The organism is Agrobacterium sp. 6Ca8 (assembly GCF_055382765.1).
On the sequence record NZ_AP026434.1, the window covers coordinates 79,432 to 97,221 of the forward strand.

At 59.2% G+C, this 17,790-nt stretch carries 16 protein-coding genes and 1 tRNA gene; 14 read left to right on the top strand and 3 right to left on the bottom strand.

Features of this window, described 5'->3' with window-relative positions; translation table 11 throughout:
- Positions 1–27 precede the first annotated feature (27 nt).
- Both ACZ5A6_RS14515 and ACZ5A6_RS14520 read left to right on the top strand, forming a co-directional pair.
- Complete coding sequence (locus ACZ5A6_RS14515; RefSeq protein ID WP_065660428.1) at positions 28–1,068, top strand: four-carbon acid sugar kinase family protein; 1,041 nt, start codon at positions 28–30, stop codon at positions 1,066–1,068.
- 4 nt (positions 1,069–1,072) lie between these two features.
- Positions 1,073–1,780, top strand: a complete 708-nt coding sequence (locus tag ACZ5A6_RS14520; RefSeq protein ID WP_003511522.1) for a FadR/GntR family transcriptional regulator — start codon at positions 1,073–1,075, stop codon at positions 1,778–1,780.
- A 48-nt stretch (positions 1,781–1,828) separates the two neighbouring features.
- Here ACZ5A6_RS14520 and ACZ5A6_RS14525 read toward each other — a convergent pair whose 3' ends face one another.
- The 3 genes from ACZ5A6_RS14525 to ACZ5A6_RS14535 are packed head-to-tail and all read right to left on the bottom strand — an operon-like array spanning position 1,829 to position 5,102.
- Positions 1,829–2,956 carry an iron-containing alcohol dehydrogenase gene (locus ACZ5A6_RS14525; RefSeq protein WP_112291797.1) on the bottom strand — a complete coding sequence of 376 codons (1,128 nt, stop codon included), beginning with the start codon at positions 2,954–2,956 and terminating at the stop codon, positions 1,829–1,831.
- Entirely contained in the window at positions 2,953–3,909 is a 957-nt protein-coding gene (pdxA, locus tag ACZ5A6_RS14530) for a 4-hydroxythreonine-4-phosphate dehydrogenase PdxA (protein ID WP_003511520.1), read from the bottom strand. The genes ACZ5A6_RS14525 and pdxA overlap by 4 nt, the downstream gene beginning before the upstream one ends.
- Complete coding sequence (locus ACZ5A6_RS14535; protein WP_112291801.1) at positions 3,906–5,102, bottom strand: sialidase family protein; 1,197 nt, start codon at positions 5,100–5,102, stop codon at positions 3,906–3,908. The genes pdxA and ACZ5A6_RS14535 overlap by 4 nt, the downstream gene beginning before the upstream one ends.
- A gap of 320 nt (positions 5,103–5,422) precedes the next feature.
- Here ACZ5A6_RS14535 and ACZ5A6_RS14540 point away from each other — a divergent pair, with 320 nt between their 5' ends.
- From ACZ5A6_RS14540 to glnT, 12 genes are all read left to right on the top strand, one after another.
- Positions 5,423–6,931, top strand: coding sequence for an ABC transporter substrate-binding protein (locus ACZ5A6_RS14540; RefSeq protein WP_065660504.1), 1,509 nt, complete (start codon positions 5,423–5,425; stop codon positions 6,929–6,931).
- 73 nt (positions 6,932–7,004) lie between these two features.
- Positions 7,005–7,919, top strand: a complete 915-nt coding sequence (locus tag ACZ5A6_RS14545) for an ABC transporter permease (RefSeq protein ID WP_003511517.1) — start codon at positions 7,005–7,007, stop codon at positions 7,917–7,919.
- A 14-nt stretch (positions 7,920–7,933) separates the two neighbouring features.
- The gene (locus tag ACZ5A6_RS14550) at positions 7,934–8,857 is read left to right on the top strand and encodes an ABC transporter permease (RefSeq protein ID WP_112291803.1); all 924 of its coding nucleotides are present in this window, start codon (positions 7,934–7,936) and stop codon (positions 8,855–8,857) included.
- Positions 8,850–10,490, top strand: a complete 1,641-nt coding sequence (locus ACZ5A6_RS14555) for an ABC transporter ATP-binding protein (protein WP_111801861.1) — start codon at positions 8,850–8,852, stop codon at positions 10,488–10,490. Before ACZ5A6_RS14550 ends, ACZ5A6_RS14555 begins: the two co-directional genes overlap by 8 nt.
- On the top strand, positions 10,487–11,368 hold the full coding sequence (locus ACZ5A6_RS14560; RefSeq protein ID WP_112291805.1) for a dihydrodipicolinate synthase family protein: 882 nt from the start codon (positions 10,487–10,489) through the stop codon (positions 11,366–11,368). The genes ACZ5A6_RS14555 and ACZ5A6_RS14560 overlap by 4 nt, the downstream gene beginning before the upstream one ends.
- Before the next feature lie 196 nt (positions 11,369–11,564).
- Positions 11,565–11,654, top strand: a tRNA-Ser gene (locus tag ACZ5A6_RS14565).
- A 319-nt stretch (positions 11,655–11,973) separates the two neighbouring features.
- A complete protein-coding gene (locus tag ACZ5A6_RS14570) occupies positions 11,974–12,336 on the top strand; it encodes a hypothetical protein (protein WP_003511512.1) in 363 nt (120 codons plus the stop codon).
- 296 nt (positions 12,337–12,632) lie between these two features.
- Positions 12,633–13,310, top strand: coding sequence for a helix-turn-helix domain-containing protein (locus ACZ5A6_RS14575; RefSeq protein WP_019564961.1), 678 nt, complete (start codon positions 12,633–12,635; stop codon positions 13,308–13,310).
- A 96-nt stretch (positions 13,311–13,406) separates the two neighbouring features.
- The gene (locus tag ACZ5A6_RS14580) at positions 13,407–14,312 is read left to right on the top strand and encodes a class II glutamine amidotransferase (RefSeq protein WP_019564960.1); all 906 of its coding nucleotides are present in this window, start codon (positions 13,407–13,409) and stop codon (positions 14,310–14,312) included.
- 35 nt (positions 14,313–14,347) lie between these two features.
- Positions 14,348–15,034 carry a GltB/FmdC/FwdC-like GXGXG domain-containing protein gene (locus ACZ5A6_RS14585; RefSeq protein WP_003511508.1) on the top strand — a complete coding sequence of 229 codons (687 nt, stop codon included), beginning with the start codon at positions 14,348–14,350 and terminating at the stop codon, positions 15,032–15,034.
- 16 nt (positions 15,035–15,050) lie between these two features.
- The gene (locus ACZ5A6_RS14590) at positions 15,051–16,379 is read left to right on the top strand and encodes an FMN-binding glutamate synthase family protein (protein WP_003511507.1); all 1,329 of its coding nucleotides are present in this window, start codon (positions 15,051–15,053) and stop codon (positions 16,377–16,379) included.
- 84 nt (positions 16,380–16,463) lie between these two features.
- Positions 16,464–17,771 (top strand): type III glutamate--ammonia ligase, encoded by a 1,308-nt coding sequence (glnT, locus tag ACZ5A6_RS14595; protein WP_065660505.1) that lies wholly within the window; start codon positions 16,464–16,466, stop codon positions 17,769–17,771.
- Positions 17,772–17,790: the final 19 nt, after the last annotated feature.

The window sequence follows — 17,790 nt, forward strand, 5'->3', positions numbered from 1 at the left end:
ATTACAACTTTTCTTAAGGTTTCGCCCGTGCTGTTGATTTTTTCCGATGACCTGACCGGTGCGCTTGATGCGGCCGCCCCCTTCGCCGGGCGTGGGCTTTCGACTGAAGTTGCGATTGGTCTTGACGGCGTCCGTGCAGCGGTGGCCGATGCGCCGGCCGTCCTCAGCGTCAATCTGGGTTGTCGGGATGGCAAGGCGGATGAAGCCCGCCGCCGCACGCAGGAACTGATAGCACTGGTTCCGGCCGATACAGTTCTGTTCAAGAAGATCGATTCCCGCCTGAAAGGACATATCGCCGCGGAAATGGATGCTGTTTCCTATCGTCATGCGCTTGTAGCGCCAGCCATTCCGGATTTTGGACGCATCGTCGTAGACGGTTCCGTGTCCGGCTTTGGCGTTGAGGGCACGATTTCGGTTCATGAAAGACTGGGCGGTCACGCCAGCCGCTGCGCAATACCAGACACCCTATCGCATGCGGACATCAGGGAGGCTTTGCTTGCCGGGCGCGCAAACGGGGTTGATCTTCTGGTGGGCGCGCGAGGGCTGGCCGAGGCGCTGGCCGAAATGATGACAGCGCAGGCGGTGCCCGAGGCGGCAGCTATTCCCGCGGGTAAGGGGCTTTTCGTCATAGGTTCGCGTGACCCGATCACCGTTGAACAAATTGAAATCCTTAAAGGAACGGGTTTGGTATCGGTCACCGATGCACCCAATGGCGTCGTGCCGTTTCACGCGCATGCTCGTTCCAGCCTGACGCTCGTTTACGCGACGCAAGGGGCGGAAGATCTTTCCCCGCTCGAGGTTTCAGACCGGCTGGCGTATGGCGTCGTGCCGCTTTTCACCACCGGGACCGACACGTTGCTTTTGTCCGGCGGCGCCACGGCCGAAGCGGTGCTGCTTGCCATGGGGGTATCGCGTCTGCGCCTTGCCGGCGAGTGCCTCCCCGGTCTTGGTGTCGGCTGGTCCGGCGACCAATGTATCATTGCGAAGTCAGGTGGTTTTGGGCAAGCTGACACGTTGAGACGGATTGCGAAAATGATGCTTGGCGAAAATGACGCTGGAGAAAGCTGACCAGATGGGGCTGATGAAAGAAACGGCGCGCAAGGCACTTCCGGACATTATTTTCGAGAGAATGCACCGGGCGATCAAATCCGGCGCCTACAAGCCGGATGAACGGCTTCCGACCGAACATGAACTCGCCATGGAATTCGAAGTGTCGCGACCTGTGGTCCGCGAGGCGCTTCGGCGGCTGCGCGAACAGGGGTTCATCTATTCGCGAAGGGGTTCCGGCAGCTATGTGCGGGCATTCGGCCTGCGCGAGCCGCTGGGCTTCGGCCAGCTCGAAAATGTCGCTGACCTGCTGAACTGTTATGAATTCAGGCTGACTCTGGAGCCGGCAGCGGCGGCGGCGGCGGCCCTGCGGCATGATGGCGAGAGGCTCGTCGCAATCAAAAAGGCGCTCGAGCTGATGCGGGACGCCACCAATCGCCAGTCCCACCGTGAGGATGCCGATTATCAGTTCCACCTTGCCATCGCGCGGGCGGCACGGAATAGCTATTTCTCGACTGCGATGGAGGCTCTCAAGGACCACATTGCGGTGGGAATGAAGTTTCACGGCATGTCGGTGAAGCGTGAGGCATCCGGCCTTACCCGCGTGTTTGCCGAGCACGAGGCGATTGCGGTGGCGATTGCCGAAGGAGATGCCGAGGCCGCGCGGCGGCTGATGCACGACCATCTGACGGGATCACGTGACCGCCTCTTCGAGTCTTCGCATACGGATTGAGGCAAGTGACGGCGAGCCGGTGCGCGCGATAGCGCACCGGACTTTCGATTAGAAAGCGCGGCGGTAAATGCCGAGCACGTCATCAACGCTCATATCGGCGGGATTGTTGTCCATCAGCCGGCGGATTGCGTGAGCGTCTTGCGCATAACGGGGAAGGTCGGTTTCGCTTGCCCCGTGCCGCGCAAGGGACATTTCAATGCCGAGGCCGGCGCAGAAATCTGTCGCTGCCTTGCGAAGATCATCGGATGAAAGATGCTCGCGAAGCCCAAGCGCTCCAGCCACCTCCGCCGTCTTTGCCGAAACGGCGTGCTGGTTGAAAGCCAGAACATGCGGGAAGACGATAGCGTTTGCCAGCCCGTGCGGCAGGTTGAGAAGCGTGCCGAGCGGATAGGCGATGGCGTGACCCGCCGCCGTATTGACCGGGCCAAGGCAGATGCCGCCATAGTAGGAGGCGAGCATCATTCCTTCGCGGGCTTCGGTATCCGCGCCGTCGCGAACGGCGCGCGCCAGATATTTGCCCACCAGCGAAAAGCCCATGCGGGCAAAACCGTCGATCATCGGATGGGCCTTGCGATTGGTGAAAGCCTCCACGCAATGCGCCATGGCATCCACCCCCGTCGCCGCTGTCACGGCTGATGGCACGGAATAGGTGAGTTCCGGATCGAGCACCGCGAAATCGGCAATCAGATGAGGGCTTTCGACCGCGACCTTGCTGCCCTTGACGGGTTCGGTGATGAGCGAGCGAATCCCGGCTTCCGAGCCGGTTCCGGCGGTGGTGGCAATCTGGACGAGCCTGGTGTCGCGCCCTGCGACCCTGTTCGGTCCTGCCACATCCTCAAGCGTCTGGCTGGAATTCCAGAGTGCGGCGACGAGTTTCGCTACATCCATCACCGAGCCACCGCCGAGGCCGATGACGAGATCGGGTTTGGCGGCGCGCGCTGCGGCCAGTGCTGCATCGAGCGTCCCTGTGTCCGGTTCGCCGGGAATGGCGTCGAAGACAGTGAAAGGACCCTGCAATTGCAGCCGGTCGGCAAATTTCGCTGTCAGCGGCGTGGCGATCACCAGGGTGGAAACGGTTTTGCCGGCCCAGGCGCCGACCTGTGAAATGGTGCCGGCGCCAACGGCAAGCCTGCGCGGCTGATGAATGAGAATGGAGGCTGTGGACATCGTGTTCATCCTCTTGCGCCCTTGCCCGCCACGAGCTTGCGCGCATAGGCTATGGCCTCATTCATGTTGCCGTGATTGGCGATGCCTTTGCCGGCGATGTCGAATGCCGTTCCATGATCGACCGAAGTGCGATCAATCGGCAGATCGACCGAGACATTGACGGCGGTATCGAAGGCGACGAGCTTGATCGGGATATGGCCCTGATCGTGATATTGCGCGACAACCAGATCGAAAGTGCCCGAATAGGCGCGGTGGAACACGGTATCGGCGGAGATCGGCCCGTGTACCTCGATGCCTTCAGCGCGCGCGGCGGCAACCGCTGGCGCAATCTGGTCGTCATCCTCGGTGCCGAACAGACCGTTTTCGCCGCAATGCGGATTGATACCGGCAACCGCGATGCGCGGCCGCTCGTAACCGATGCGTTTCAGATGGGCATTGCCAGCGCGGATGGTCGCCAGTACCCGCTCCGTCGTTGCCCGGCGAATGGCTTCCTGCAGGGACACATGGGTCGAGACGTGAATGACCTTCAGCCGCTCGGAGGCAAGCAACATGTAGGCGGCTGAAGAACCGGTCAAGCTGCGCAGCATGCCGGTGTGGCCGTCATAATGGTGGCCCGCAAGATTGAGGGCCTCCTTGTTAATCGGAGCAGTGACGATGCAGCCGATTGCGCCCGCTTCGGCATCCCGCACCGCTTTTTCAATGAAACGGAAAGCGGCGTCTCCGGCAACCGGCGACAGCGTGCCCCATGGCAGCGGCGCACCCTCCACCGGCAGATCGACCACATTCCGAGTAAGATCGATGTCGATGCCAAGCGCACCCCGCGCCGCTTCCAGCGTGGCAAGGTTGCCATAAATCCGCGTTGCTTCCCTATCCGGGGCGGACATTTCCGCAAGCGCGCGGACGGTGATTTCCGGGCCGACGCCGCAGGGGTCACCCATGGTGATACCAATGATGTTGCTCATCCGATTCTCCCGTCCTTGGCGTCTGCCCAGCCGGGCGCCAACTGGACATATTTGATTGCGCGGCGATGATAGGTGTAGCTTGCGTGCAGGGTACCGTCCGCTGCCTCCAGAAGCCATGGATAGGACATTTCCAGATTGCGGCCGTCGGTCGAATCGTTGGACAGACAGGTGCCCGGCCCGTCCTCGATCAAAATCCGGGTAGGAAAGCTGCGGCCGTCGTCATCGGACAGGCAGATGGAAACCGGCGCGCGCGGCACGCCCCATATGGGCACACATCCACCGCTCGGATCGGCATCCGGTCTGTCGTCTTCCTCGCCCAGTTCGTCATAAAGCGAGGCGCGGCGGTCGCTGGATTGCGCGGCGTTGATGGGGTTGCAGATCATCGCCAGCCTGCCGTCTGCGAGCCTGATCGTGGCGATGGAGGAATTGTTGTTCGGCACGTCGGTCGGCAGCGGTTCTGTCCATGAGCGACCGCCATCTGTGCTTTCCGTGCGGTAAACGAAATCGGCCTGACGGCGGCGAAAAAAAGCGGAGTAACGCCCATTCGTGCCCCCAACCGGGCTCATATGAACGCAGCCGGTCGAGCCCGCCAGCTCCTGCAATTGCCAAGTGAGGCCGTTATCTTTCGATATGCCGAGTGCTGCGGTATCGTGGCTGCCGTTCCATTTCTGGCCGGGGCGTTGGACGCAGCGGAAGATCGGCAGAAGCCATGCGCCGTCATCGCGGATGCGAAGCGGCGCACGGATGAAGCAGCCTTTCGGAAGATCGAGAAAACGGCCATCTTCGGCGGACAGCTTTTCCGGCGTTGCCGGGTCGTGGACGACCCGCGCCATGCGGATGCGGCATTCGTCCTGATTGCCGGAGGGCTGGGCGGTGTGAAACAGCCAGAGAGTGCCATCAGGTGCGGTGAAAATAACCGGGTTCTGTTCGGAATGGGCGGGATCGTTGCTCAGGCGCTGCGGTGCTCCCCACCGGCTCGCGCCGGGTGTGAGCGCTGACGCGAAGATCGAAATATCCGATTTTCCCTCCAGCGTTCCGCCAAACCAGGCGCACAGCAGGGTGCCGTCCTGCAGAAGGTGCAGAAAGCTCGCATGGTTCTGGATCATCGGCGATGGCAGGAACGCTTCGTGCCGGTTTTCCGAAACGGCATGGATGGCTCCGGTCATGGCGTGAGCAATGTCATCAGGGGTCATCGTGGTCTCCTCTTGGTCTGATGAAAATGACATATTCAAAAAGTTGTCAAGTTTATTTAAGACAAAAAGAGGTTCTAAAATTTTTGATGACTTAAAATAAATATATGTTTTATAACGATAAAACTTCTGTACTAGGTCTCAATAAAAAATCCTTCTTAAAAATAATTTGACAAAAAATGTGATAGCGTCGATGCTTTGATAACGGGTGGAGGAGACGATCATCCGCACGCCATGCTCCTCAATGCAGGAGACGGGGCTTTTGAATGCCTCTTGCGGCACGCCGCCATGTTGCTGAATTTCTGATCTGGGAGGAGAACGGAATGAAGAAGTCATTGATTGCGGGCGCCCTTGTTATGGGTTGCCTTAGCGCCGCGATTTCGCCGGCGCTTGCGGCGTCGGGGCCGATCAAGATCGTGCTGGCGGAAGAGGCTGACCTGCTGGAGCCTTGCATGGCGACCCGCTCCAATATTGGCCGTATCATCATGGAAAATGTCAGCGAGACGCTGACCGAGCTTGATGTGCGCGGCAAGAACGGCGTGCAGCCGCGCCTCGCTGAAAAATGGGAGCAAAACGCGGATGGCAGCTGGCGTTTCCACCTGCGTGAAGGCGTGAAGTTTTCCGACGGCACGGGTTTCGATGCCAAGGATGTCAAGCATAGCTTCGAACGCATCATGAGCGACAAGAATGCATGCGAATCCCGTCGTTACTTCGGCGGTATGACCGTCACCCCCACGATTGTCGACGACCATACGATCGACTTCAAGACAGAGCCGGCCCAGCCCATTCTGCCGCTCCTGATGTCGCTCGTCACCATCGTGCCCGAAGAAACCAAGATGGAATTTATCCGCGAGCCTGTTGGCACCGGACCTTACAAGCTGACCAACTGGACACCGGGCCAGCAGATTGTTTTGACTGCACGTGACGACTATTGGGGCGCCAAGCCGCAGGTGACGGAAGCGACCTATCTTTTCCGCGCTGATCCCTCGGTTCGCGCCGCCATGGTGCAGACCGGCGAAGCCGATCTTTCACCCTCCATTTCGCAGCTCGACGCGACAAACCCGAAGACCGACTTTTCCTATCTCGACAGCGAGACGGTCTACATGCGCCTCGACCACAACATCGCGCCGCTGAATGACGTGCGGGTGCGCCGTGCACTCAACCTCGCCATCGACCGGCAGGCTTTCCTCGGCACGCTGGTTCCCGAAGGTGCTGTGCTGGCCACCGCACTCGTTCCGCCGACCACGCTCGGCTGGAACCCTGATGTCAAGGTTTTCCCCTACGACCCTGATGGCGCGAAGAAGTTGCTGGAGGAGGCAAAAGCTGCTGGTGTGAAGGTGGATACGCCGATCACCATCATCGCGCGCACTGCGAACTTCCCTAATGTCACCGAGATCATGGAGGCGATCCAGCAGCAATTGCAGGAAGTCGGCTTCAAGATCGACCTCAAATTCGTGGAAGTGGCCGAGCACGAAAGCTATTATTCCAAGCCCTTCAAGGAAGGCCGGGGACCGCAGATCGTCGCTGCCATGCACGACAATTCCAAGGGTGATCCGTCCTTCACCATGTTCTTCAAATATGCCACCAAGGGCACGCAATCCGGCTTCTCGGACCCCAAGGTGGATGACTTGATCGAACGAGCATCTGCAGCCGTCGGCGATGAACGCGCCAAGCTCTGGTCCGAGCTCATCGCCTACCTGCATGACGATGTCGTGGCGGATGTGCTGCTGTTCCACATGGTTGGCTTCTCACGCGTCTCCGAACGGCTGGACTTCAAGCCCACCATCGCCACCAATTCGATGCTGCAGCTTTCGGAAATCGGCATCAAGTAAGCCGGTATCTCATCTGCCAAAGAGCGGCGGCGGAGCTTTAGCTTCGCCGTCGTGCTGAACACCGGAGGTAACCATGCTGAGCTTCATCCGAAAACGTTCCGTTGCGAGCCTGATCTCCCTGATCGGCCTCATCGTAATGGTTTTCTTCCTCTCCCGCCTGACGGGCGACCCGGCCGCACTGTTTTTGCCGGTGGAGGCTTCGGAGGAATTGAAGCAGCAGTTTCGTGCGCTGCATGGGCTGAACGATCCGCTGATGGTGCAGTTCCTGCGCTACGCGGGCGACGTGATGACGGGGGATCTGGGTGAATCGCTCAGGAAAGCCCGCCCTGCGCTGGATGTGGTGCTGGAGGCTTTCGTCTGGACTCTGTGGCTTGCGGTCATCACCATGTCGCTCGTCACCACCGCAGCAATCGTCGTCGGTTCGCTTGCCGCTTTCCGCTCCGGTGGCTTCTTCGATCGCATGGCCTCCACCATTTCGCTCATCGGCGCTTCCGTGCCGGATTTCTGGCTTGCGATCGTGGCGATCGTGGTGTTTTCCGTCAATCTCGCCTGGCTGCCCACTTCAGGCACCGGCTCGGTGCTGCACTGGATATTGCCGATCTCGGTTCTGTTCGTGCGCCCCTTCGGCATCATCGTTCAGGTGGTGCGCGGCTCGATGATCGGTGCGTTGTCCTCTGCCTATGTCAAAACGGCGCGCGCCAAGGGTGTGAAATCGGGTCCGATCATCTTCATCCACGCCTTGCGAAACGCCATGCTCCCGGTCATCACCGTCATCGGCGATCAGGCGGCAAGCCTTCTCAACGGCGCAGTCATCGTCGAAACCATCTTTGGTTTCCCCGGGGTTGGCAAGCTGATGATCGATTCCATTCTTCAGCGCGATTTCAACGTCGTGCTGGCAGCAATTCTTGTGACCGCGCTTGCGATCTTCCTGATGAATCTTCTGATCGATATCGCCTATGCGCTACTCGATCCGCGTATCCGGCACTGAGGAGACGTTCAGCCATGAGCCTTTCAAACGCCGATACAGAGATCATTGATGATCCATCCTTTGCAACGCGCATGCTGCGCATGTTGTGGGCGGATAAATTCGCCCTCTGCGCCGCGATCTTCCTCATCGTCGTCATCATTCTCGCCTTTGTCGGCCCGGCGTGGCTTGGCGAGCTGGCGACGAAGCAGAACCTGCGTGGACGCAACCTTGCCCCGTTCGAATGGCAACGCGAATGGTATTTCTGGCTGGGGGCGGATGCGCTCGGTCGCCCGCTGCTGGCGCGCATCGTCGCCGCCACGCAAAATACGCTGATGATCGCCGCCGGTGCTGTTTTCCTTTCCGCCGTCACCGGCACCGTGCTTGGCCTGATCGCCGGTTTTTCCTCCAACCGTGTTGGCCAGATCATCATGAGGCTGGCGGACGTGATCATGTCGTTTCCGTCACTGTTGATCGCGGTCATCGTGCTTTATCTGCTCGGCTCATCCATCCTCAACCTGATGCTGGTTCTGGCGATAACCCGCATCCCCGTTTACATCCGCACCACAAGGGCCGAAGTGCTGGAGGTGCGTGAACGCATGTTCGTACAGGCGGCGCGCGTGATGGGCGCATCCGGCAAACGTATCCTGTTCCGCCATATTCTACCCGTGGTCCTGCCGACGCTGACAACGCTTGCGACGCTTGATTTCGCCTATGTGATGCTGGCGGAAAGCGCGCTGTCTTTCCTTGGTATCGGCATTCAGCCGCCGGAAATCACCTGGGGCCTGATGATCTCGCAGGGGCGGCAGTACCTCACCAACGCCTGGTGGCTGTCCTTCTGGCCGGGCCTTGCCATCATACTCACCACCCTGTCGCTCAACCTGCTGTCCAACTGGCTGCGCATTGCGCTCGACCCCGTGCAGCGCTGGCGGCTGGAAATGAAAGGCCGCAAACATGGCTGACCATCTTCTCGATGTGCGCAACCTTTCCGTGGAGTTTCACACCGCAGGCGGTGTCGTGCATGCGGTGAAGGATGTTTCCTATCATATCGACCGTGGTGAAACGCTTGCGATCCTGGGTGAAAGCGGCTCAGGCAAATCGGTATCGTCCTCGGCCATCATGAACCTCATCGACATGCCGCCCGGACGTATCAGCGGCGGCCAGATATTTCTTGATGGCAAAGACCTTCTGACAATGCCGGCTGAGGCCCGCCGCGAGATCAATGGCCGGCGCATCGCCATGATCTTTCAGGACCCGCTCAGCCATCTCAATCCGGTCTATACCGTCGGCTGGCAGATCCGCGAGGCGATGACCACCCATGGAATGGACAGGGCGAAAGCCGAAGCGGAGGCGAGGCGGCTTGTCGCGCGTGTTGGAATTCCTGATCCGGACGGAGCCTTGAAGAAATATCCGCATGAATTTTCTGGCGGCCAGCGCCAGCGTGTGATGATCGCCATGGCGCTTGCGCTCCGGCCCGATCTCCTGATCGCCGACGAGCCGACCACGGCACTCGATGTGACGGTTCAGGCTGAAGTTCTTGCCCTGCTCAAGGAATTGCAGCGGGAAACCGGTATGGCCGTTCTCATCATCACCCATGATCTTGGCGTCGTTGCCGAAATCGCCGACCGCGTGGTCGTGATGGAAAAGGGCGTGCTGGTGGAGGCAGGCACGGTTCGCGAGGTCTATCGCAACCCAAAGCATCCCTATACCCGCAAGCTCATCAGCGCCGCCCCCGGCAGGGGCGAAATGCACGAGCCGAATGCGACCGGCGAACCGCTCCTCCGTGTGCGCGATGTGCGCAAACGTTATGGGGCATTCGAGGCACTGAAGGGCGTTTCCTTTGACCTTATGGCGGGGGAAACCATAGCTGTCGTCGGCGAAAGCGGTTCCGGCAAATCGACACTCGCGCGCATTCTGCTCCGGCTCGACGAGCCGGATGCCGGCAGCGCCGAGTGGAAGGGGCGTGATCTCTTCAAGCTTTCGCCTGCCGAACTCTTTGCCCTCAGGCGTGATTTACAGATGGTGTTTCAGGATCCAACCCAGTCGCTGAACCCCCGCATGACCGTGTTCCAGCTGGTTTCCGAAGCCTGGGTGATCCATCCGGACATACTACCCAAAGCGAAATGGCGCGAACGGGTCGCGGAATTGCTGCATCAGGTCGGCCTCTCGCCGGAACATATGCGCCGTTATCCGCATCAGTTTTCCGGTGGCCAGCGGCAGAGGATCGCGATTGCCCGCGCGCTGGCGCTGGAGCCGAAGCTCATCATCTGCGATGAAGCGGTCTCGGCGCTCGACGTGTCTGTCCAGGCGCAGGTTGTTGCACTTCTTGACAAGCTGCGCCGTGAAATGGGCCTCTCCTTCATCTTCATCGCGCATGACCTGCCGGTGGTCCGCGATTTTGCCGATCACGTCATGGTCATGCAGCGGGGAGAGGTTGTGGAATTCGGGACTGTCCGGCAGGTTTTCGAAGCGCCGCGCGAGGCCTATACGCGCGCACTTCTTTCCGCCAGCCTCGATCCCGACCCCGATATGCAGTCTGTGCGTCCGATCGATGCCGATCACACTATTGGAAATCCAAGCGGAGTTCTTTCATGACCAAACAAGCCTTCGTCGCGCTCGTGACCTGTTTCAACGAGGACGAAACCATCAATTACGAAGCGACCCGTGCGCAGGTGCGCCGTCAGGTGGCGGCCGGCAACAACATCATGTGCGCCGGAACTAACGGCGATTTCACCGCACTGACGCATGAAGAAAAAATCCGGCTGACGGAAGAGGTGGTGGACGAAGTTGCGGGCCGTGCGAAGGTCATCGTCAATGCCGGCATGCCCGCCACTTTCGAAACGCTGCAACTCGCCAAAGCCTTCGACCGCATCGGCGTCGACGGTATTGCCGTCATCACACCCTTCTTCATCGCCTGCACCCAGGATGGGCTGATCCGCCATTTCTCGACTGTAGCCGACGCCGTCGAAACACCGGTCTATCTTTACGATATTCCCGCCCGAACCCAGAACCACATAGAGCCGGAAACCACCCGCAAACTTGCCGCCCATGGCAACATTGCCGGCATCAAGGATTCGGGCGGTGCGCAGCAGACGCTGGAAGCCTATCTACAGGTAGCAAAGGAGATGCCCGGTTTCGAAGTCTATTCCGGCCCGGATCATCTCGTTCTCTGGTCGTTGCAGAACGGTGCCGCCGGCTGCATCTCCGGCCTCGGCAACGCGCTCCCGCATGTACTTGCCGGCATTCTCAATGCTTTCAACGCCAGCGATATCGCCGAGGCCGAACGCCAGCAGGCGATCTATACGGATTTTCGCACCGATCTCTATGCGCTCGGTTTTGCGCCCGCCATGGTCAAGCGCTCGCTTTACCTTCAGGACCCATCCGTCGGCGCCAGCCGGCAACCCGCCCTTCTGCCGGATCAGGAACAGGACGATCGGATCGTGGAAATCTTACGTCGCTATCACCAGCTGTGACGCCACCGCCCGAATGTGACGTGCAGGAGTGAAGCCGTGTGGCGCCACGTGAAAATATCCACAAAACGGCCAGAAGCCGAAGCATTTATACAGCCTTGTCCGTGACGAATAATTTGTGACACAAACACGAAATTTCCCTTGTCAGTCCCGCCATTGATGTTTATGAGGAGCGCGCAACGCAAGCGTTCGCGCATGCGGAGAGGTGGCAGAGTGGTCGAATGCACCGCACTCGAAATGCGGCATACCTGCAAGGGTATCGTGGGTTCGAATCCCACCCTCTCCGCCATAATTTACTCTGAGCCGTAAGATTTTTCCACGATAGCCTGATTTCATTCGTTGGTCGCTTTGATGCTACAGTCTGGTAGGGAAGCCGGTGCCGCTTTGCGCCAGCGGAGGCAGACTGGCTGGGATAGCGGTTGGCTTCCATTTCGTTGCGTCCCACCCGCGATCTTCAGCACCTGTTGGAGGCCCACATGGCCACGCTCCCGAAAAATTGGGATGCCGGCAAGTGCTCTCTCATATCCGCCATTGCCTCTTACGGCAGAGGCGCTATCATAATTGTGTTGTAGGACGATAAGCTTTGGGAGGAGCGATACGTGAGACGGATGTGGCCAGACGAATTTGCCTTTCTGCTGGACGGCGCGGAAGAGGTTGACCTGCATATTCCATCGGGGGCACACGACGACAGTTCGCCCGAAGAAACGATATCCAAGAAGGCTTTGAAAGCCCGCATCAGCCAGCAGGATTTTGAAAAGATTTGGCATCTTGCAGAGGCTCGCTATCGGCTGACCGGCAGGTTTTCGGGCAAGGCGATTACGCTGATCGCCAACAATCCTCACTATCAGAAATGGCATCCCTCCGACGGCGGCAGCGTCGAGAGCGTGTCCGATAGCGGTCAGAAATACACGACGCGCTATGTGATCGTGCATTTTCTCGTTGATGATGTTCGCGAGCTGGTCGAAGCCTGAACTCCGCAGGAACGGTTCTTGCCATTGACTGGTCGAGGGGCCTTTCGAAATCCAGCGGTGCCGGGTAATTCTTGGCACCGCTTGGCGGCGTCTTAGGCGTGAGCTTCAATATCAGCGTAAGACTACGATGGACAGCGCGTGTCCGTAGTCCACTGAAATGCCTCTATACTGGTGCCGTCTTTGATCTCTCCGATGGCAGAGTGACGTACTGACCTTCCGCAGGCTTTACCGATGCTGCGATGTAAAAATTTCCTCTGAATTAAAATAGTTTTCCTTTAAAGAAGGAAAAACGCTTTATGCCGGAGGATCACATGGCAAAGGACAGCACAAAGACCGAGCCTGCGCTTTTGTCGCAGGACCCGCATGCGGTTCGCGAGCCGAGGGTCAATAATCTCGAAATGGCGATCGGCCATGAGGTGCGTGCCTATCGCAAGAAGCTGGGCATCACGGTCACCGATCTCGCATCGGCCACCGGCGTATCGGTGGGAATGCTCTCAAAGATCGAAAACGGTAATATTTCGCCGTCCCTAACCACGCTGCAGACGCTTTCAAAGGCGCTCGGCGTGCCGATCACGGCGTTTTTCCGTGGCTTCGAGGAGCCGCGCAGCGCCACCTTCGTCAAGGCGGGCCAAGGGGTGAACATCGAGCGTAGAGGCACCCGCGCCGGCCATCAGTACAGCCTGCTTGGCCATATCGACAACAATACCAGCGGCGTCACCGTCGAGCCCTATCTCATCACGCTGACGACGGACTCGGATGTATTTCCTACCTTCCAGCATGAGGGCATGGAGTTCCTCTACATGCTGGAGGGAGAGGTGGTTTATCGCCACGGCGAGCAGCTTTTCACCATGCAGGCGGGTGACAGCCTGTTTTTTGATGCTGATGCGCCGCACGGACCGGAGGAGCTGGTGAAGCTTCCCGCTCGCTATCTGTCGATCATTTCCTATCCGCAAAGGCGGCTGACAAATGATTGAAAAGTTGCCTTAGAAGAAAAAAATATTCCTGATAGTTGACGAGATGGAATTCCATATGCTAGCTCTTCATTCAGAAACGAATGGAGGTGCCTGTCGATGTGCGGCATTGTTGGACTATTCCTGAAAGACAAAAGCCTTGAACCGCAGCTGGGTGAGCTGCTTTCGGACATGCTCGTGACCATGACGGATCGTGGACCGGATTCCGCCGGCATCGCGATCTATGGAAGCGCTGCCGATGGCAGGGCAAAAGTGACCATCCAGTCGGCCGATCCCGTCGCCGATTTTTCGGGCCTTGCCGAAGCGCTGAAGGAAAATGGCGTTGAAGCTTCGGTTGCGGTGAAAAGCACCCACGCGGTCCTGGATATTCCATCGGCAAAGCTCACGGAAATTCGCTCGGTCCTCGCCGCCATCCGTCCCAATGTGCGGGTGATGGGCTCCGGCGACAGCGTGGAAATCTACAAGGAAACCGGCCTGCCGAAAGATGTCGTCGCCCGTTTTGGCGTGCGCTCTATGGCGGGCAGCCATGGCATCGGCCACACCCGCATGGCAACGGAATCGGCTGTGACGACGCTTGGCGCACACCCCTTCTCCACCGGTGCCGACCAGTGCCTGGTGCATAACGGTTCGCTCTCCAACCACAATAATCTGCGTCGGGAACTGGTACGCGAGGGCATGACCTTCGAAACCCAGAACGACTCGGAAGTGGCCGCCGCCTATCTCACGGCTGAAATGGCCAAGGGCAAGGATCTGGGCGAAGCGCTGACCGGCGCGCTCGATGATCTCGACGGGTTCTTTACCTTCGTCGTCGGCACCAAATCCGGTTTCGGCGTGGTGCGCGATCCCATCGCCTGCAAGCCGGCGGTGATGGCCGAGACCGATCAATATGTCGCTTTCGGCTCTGAATACCGCGCGCTGGTCAATCTGCCCGGCATCGAAAATGCCCGCGTCTGGGAGCCGGAGCCGGCGACCGTCTATTTCTGGGACCATGAAAAGGCCGCGTGAAACCGTCATCGGCGCATATTGCGAAAGTCATATCCATGCCAGTTTTCGATCTCTCCCACACGCCTTTGCGTGAACTCAACAGCGCGCTCCATGGGCTTTCCTCGGGCGCAAACGACACCGAATTCGAAGTTGTCAATCCGCGCGGCCACCATGCCGTCGCTGTTGGCATCGACAGCCCCGTCATCGTCGATGTCCGCGGCTCGGTCGGTTATTATTGCGCCGGCATGAATGATGGCGGCACCGTCACCGTTTACGGCTCGGCCGGGCCGGGCGTTGCCGAAAACATGATGTCGGGCACCGTCGTCATCGAGGGCGACGCTTCGCAATACGCAGGTGCCACCGGTCGCGGCGGGCTTCTGGTCATCAAGGGCAATGCCGCTTCCCGCTGCGGCATTTCCATGAAGGGCATCGACATCGTCGTGAAGGGCAATATCGGCCACATGTCCGCTTTCATGGGTCAGTCCGGCCACCTCGTTGTCTGCGGCGATGCGGGCGATGCGCTGGGTGACTCCCTTTATGAAGCGAAGCTTTTCGTGCGCGGCTCGGTCAAAAGCCTGGGTGCCGACTGCATCGAGAAGGAAATGCGGCCCGAACATCTGGAGAAGCTTGCCGAACTTCTTGAAAAAGCCGGCGTCTCCGATGTCAGCCCAAGCGAGTTCAAACGCTACGGTTCGGCCCGCACGCTCTACAATTTCAACATCGACAACGCCGACGCGTATTGAGGCGAGGGATTTTCCGATGAGCTATCACAACCCCTTCACCCCACCGCGCAAGTCCGCGACTTTCGATGATCACACGCTGGCGGAAATCCGCCGTGCGGCTGCAACCGGCATCTATGATATTCGCGGCGCAGGCACGAAGCGGAAGGTGCCGCATTTCGACGACCTGCTGTTTCTCGGCGCGTCCATCTCGCGTTATCCGCTCGAAGGTTATCGCGAGAAGTGCGATACGACCGTCACCCTCGGCACGCGCTTTGCCAAGAAGCCGATCACGCTGAAAACGCCGATCACCATTGCCGGCATGAGCTTCGGCGCGCTTTCCGGCAACGCCAAGGAAGCGCTCGGCCGTGGCGCGACCATTGCCGGCACGTCCACCACGACGGGCGATGGCGGCATGACGGATGAGGAACGCGGCCACAGCCAGACGCTGGTCTATCAGTATCTGCCGTCGCGTTATGGCATGAACCCCAAGGATTTGCGCCGTGCGGACGCCATCGAGGTGGTCGTCGGCCAAGGCGCGAAACCGGGTGGCGGCGGCATGCTGCTTGGCCAGAAGATTTCCGATCGCGTCGCCAATATGCGCAATTTGCCGAAGGGCATCGACCAACGTTCCGCCTGCCGTCATCCTGATTGGACCGGCCCGGACGATCTGGAAATCAAGATCCTTGAACTGCGCGAAATCACCGATTGGGAAAAACCGATCTACATCAAGGTTGGTGGTGCGCGCCCCTATTACGACACCGCACTTGCCGTAAAGGCCGGTGCCGATGTGGTGGTGCTTGATGGCATGCAGGGCGGCACGGCGGCCACGCAGGACGTCTTCATCGAAAATGTCGGCATGCCCACGCTTGCCTGTATTCGCCCCGCAGTACAGGCGCTTCAGGATCTCGGCATGCATCGCAAGGTGCAATTGGTCGTGTCCGGTGGCATTCGCTCGGGTGCGGATGTCGCCAAGGCTCTGGCGCTTGGTGCCGATGCGGTTGCCATCGGAACGGCGGCGCTGGTGGCGCTGGGCGATAACGACCCGAAATGGGAAGACGAATACCAGAAGCTAGGCACTACGGCCGGCGCTTATGATGACTGGCACGAGGGCAAAGACCCCGCAGGCATCACCACGCAGGACCCAGAACTTGCCGCACGTCTTGATCCAATCGCCGCCGGTCGCCGCCTCGCCAACTATCTGAAGGTCATGACGCTCGAAGCCCAGACCATCGCACGCGCCTGCGGCAAAAACCATCTCCACAATCTGGAACCGGAAGATCTGGTGGCTCTAACCATGGAGGCTGCGGCAATGGCGCAGGTTCCGCTGGCGGGAACAAACTGGTTCCCGGGTAAAGGCAGCTTTTAAAAAACACAATGGACGGGCGCATTTGGGAGGATGTGGCCGTCTTTTTTCGATGAAGTGTCTGATATTCAAAAAAAGGGGAATGACGTGACACTGGACCTCTCCAAGTTTGCTGCCGAAAAAGGCATCAAATATTTCATGATCAGTTATACCGATCTCTTTGGTGGCCAGCGCGCCAAGCTGGTTCCTGCAGAAGCGATTGCCGATATGCAGAAGGGCGGCGCCGGATTTGCCGGTTTCGCCACATGGTTCGATCTGACGCCCGCCCATCCCGATCTCTTCGCAGTGCCGGACGCCTCCTCGGTCATCCAGCTTCCCTGGAAAAAGGATGTGGCCTGGGTTGCTGCCGATTGCGTCATGGAAGACCAGCCTGTGGAACAGGCGCCGCGCGTCGTTTTGAAAAAGCTCATCGCGGAAGCGGCCGGGCAAGGGCTGCGGGTCAAAACCGGCGTGGAACCGGAATTTTTCCTCATTTCGCCGGACGGCGCGAAAATCTCCGATGAGTACGACACGGCGGAAAAGCCCTGCTACGACCAGCAGGCAGTGATGCGTCGTTACGATGTGATCGCGGAAATATGCGACTACATGTTGGAGTTGGGCTGGAAACCCTACCAGAACGACCATGAGGACGCGAACGGCCAGTTCGAGATGAACTGGGAATATGACGATGCGCTCCAGACGGCGGATAAACATTCCTTCTTCAAGTTCATGGTCAAGTCGGTTGCCGAAAAGCACGGGCTGCGCGCGACATTCATGCCGAAGCCTTTCAAGGGGCTGACCGGCAACGGCTGCCACGCTCATATTTCGGTCTGGGATCTGGACGGCAAGGTCAACGCTTTTGCCGACAAGGCAATGCCTTTCGGGCTCTCCGCAAAGGGCAAGACGTTTCTGGGCGGCATCATGAAACATGCCTCCGCTCTTGCGGCCGTCACCAATCCGACGGTTAATTCCTACAAGCGCATCAACGCGCCGCGGACCATCTCGGGCGCGACCTGGGCGCCGAACACGGTGACCTGGACCGGGAACAACCGCACCCACATGGTTCGCGTGCCAGGGCCGGGGCGTTTCGAACTGCGTCTGCCGGATGGCGCCGTGAACCCCTATCTGCTGCAGGCCATCATCATTGCGGCCGGTCTGTCGGGTGTCCGCTCACAGGCCGATCCCGGTCCGCATCACGATATAGACATGTATCGCGAAGGTCATACCGTGACGAATGCGCCGAAACTGCCGCTCAATCTTCTCGATGCGCTGCGCGAATACGAGAAGGACGAGGAACTGCAGCAGGCATTGGGCATGGAGTTCTCAAAGGCCTATCTCAAGCTCAAGCAGGGCGAGTGGAACTCTTATTGCGCGCAATTCACTGCCTGGGAGCACCAGACAACGCTCGACGTTTGAGTTCGGGTTTCCCCGCCGC

What these genes read in the sequence shown, in the direction of transcription:
- ACZ5A6_RS14545 (WP_003511517.1), top strand. Translation starts at nt 7,005, where the DNA reads ATGCTGAGCTTCATCCGAAAACGTTCCGTTGCGAGCCTGATCTCCCTG.
- ACZ5A6_RS14520 (WP_003511522.1), top strand. Translation starts at nt 1,073, where the DNA reads ATGGGGCTGATGAAAGAAACGGCGCGCAAGGCACTTCCGGACATTATT.
- ACZ5A6_RS14590 (WP_003511507.1), top strand. Translation starts at nt 15,051, where the DNA reads ATGAGCTATCACAACCCCTTCACCCCACCGCGCAAGTCCGCGACTTTC.
- ACZ5A6_RS14555 (WP_111801861.1), top strand. Translation starts at nt 8,850, where the DNA reads ATGGCTGACCATCTTCTCGATGTGCGCAACCTTTCCGTGGAGTTTCAC.
- ACZ5A6_RS14540 (WP_065660504.1), top strand. Translation starts at nt 5,423, where the DNA reads ATGAAGAAGTCATTGATTGCGGGCGCCCTTGTTATGGGTTGCCTTAGC.
- ACZ5A6_RS14525 (WP_112291797.1), bottom strand. Translation starts at nt 2,956, where the DNA reads ATGAACACGATGTCCACAGCCTCCATTCTCATTCATCAGCCGCGCAGG.
- ACZ5A6_RS14580 (WP_019564960.1), top strand. Translation starts at nt 13,407, where the DNA reads ATGTGCGGCATTGTTGGACTATTCCTGAAAGACAAAAGCCTTGAACCG.
- ACZ5A6_RS14550 (WP_112291803.1), top strand. Translation starts at nt 7,934, where the DNA reads ATGAGCCTTTCAAACGCCGATACAGAGATCATTGATGATCCATCCTTT.
- ACZ5A6_RS14535 (WP_112291801.1), bottom strand. Translation starts at nt 5,102, where the DNA reads ATGACCCCTGATGACATTGCTCACGCCATGACCGGAGCCATCCATGCC.
- ACZ5A6_RS14585 (WP_003511508.1), top strand. Translation starts at nt 14,348, where the DNA reads ATGCCAGTTTTCGATCTCTCCCACACGCCTTTGCGTGAACTCAACAGC.
- ACZ5A6_RS14560 (WP_112291805.1), top strand. Translation starts at nt 10,487, where the DNA reads ATGACCAAACAAGCCTTCGTCGCGCTCGTGACCTGTTTCAACGAGGAC.
- ACZ5A6_RS14570 (WP_003511512.1), top strand. Translation starts at nt 11,974, where the DNA reads ATGTGGCCAGACGAATTTGCCTTTCTGCTGGACGGCGCGGAAGAGGTT.
- pdxA (WP_003511520.1), bottom strand. Translation starts at nt 3,909, where the DNA reads ATGAGCAACATCATTGGTATCACCATGGGTGACCCCTGCGGCGTCGGC.
- ACZ5A6_RS14575 (WP_019564961.1), top strand. Translation starts at nt 12,633, where the DNA reads ATGCCGGAGGATCACATGGCAAAGGACAGCACAAAGACCGAGCCTGCG.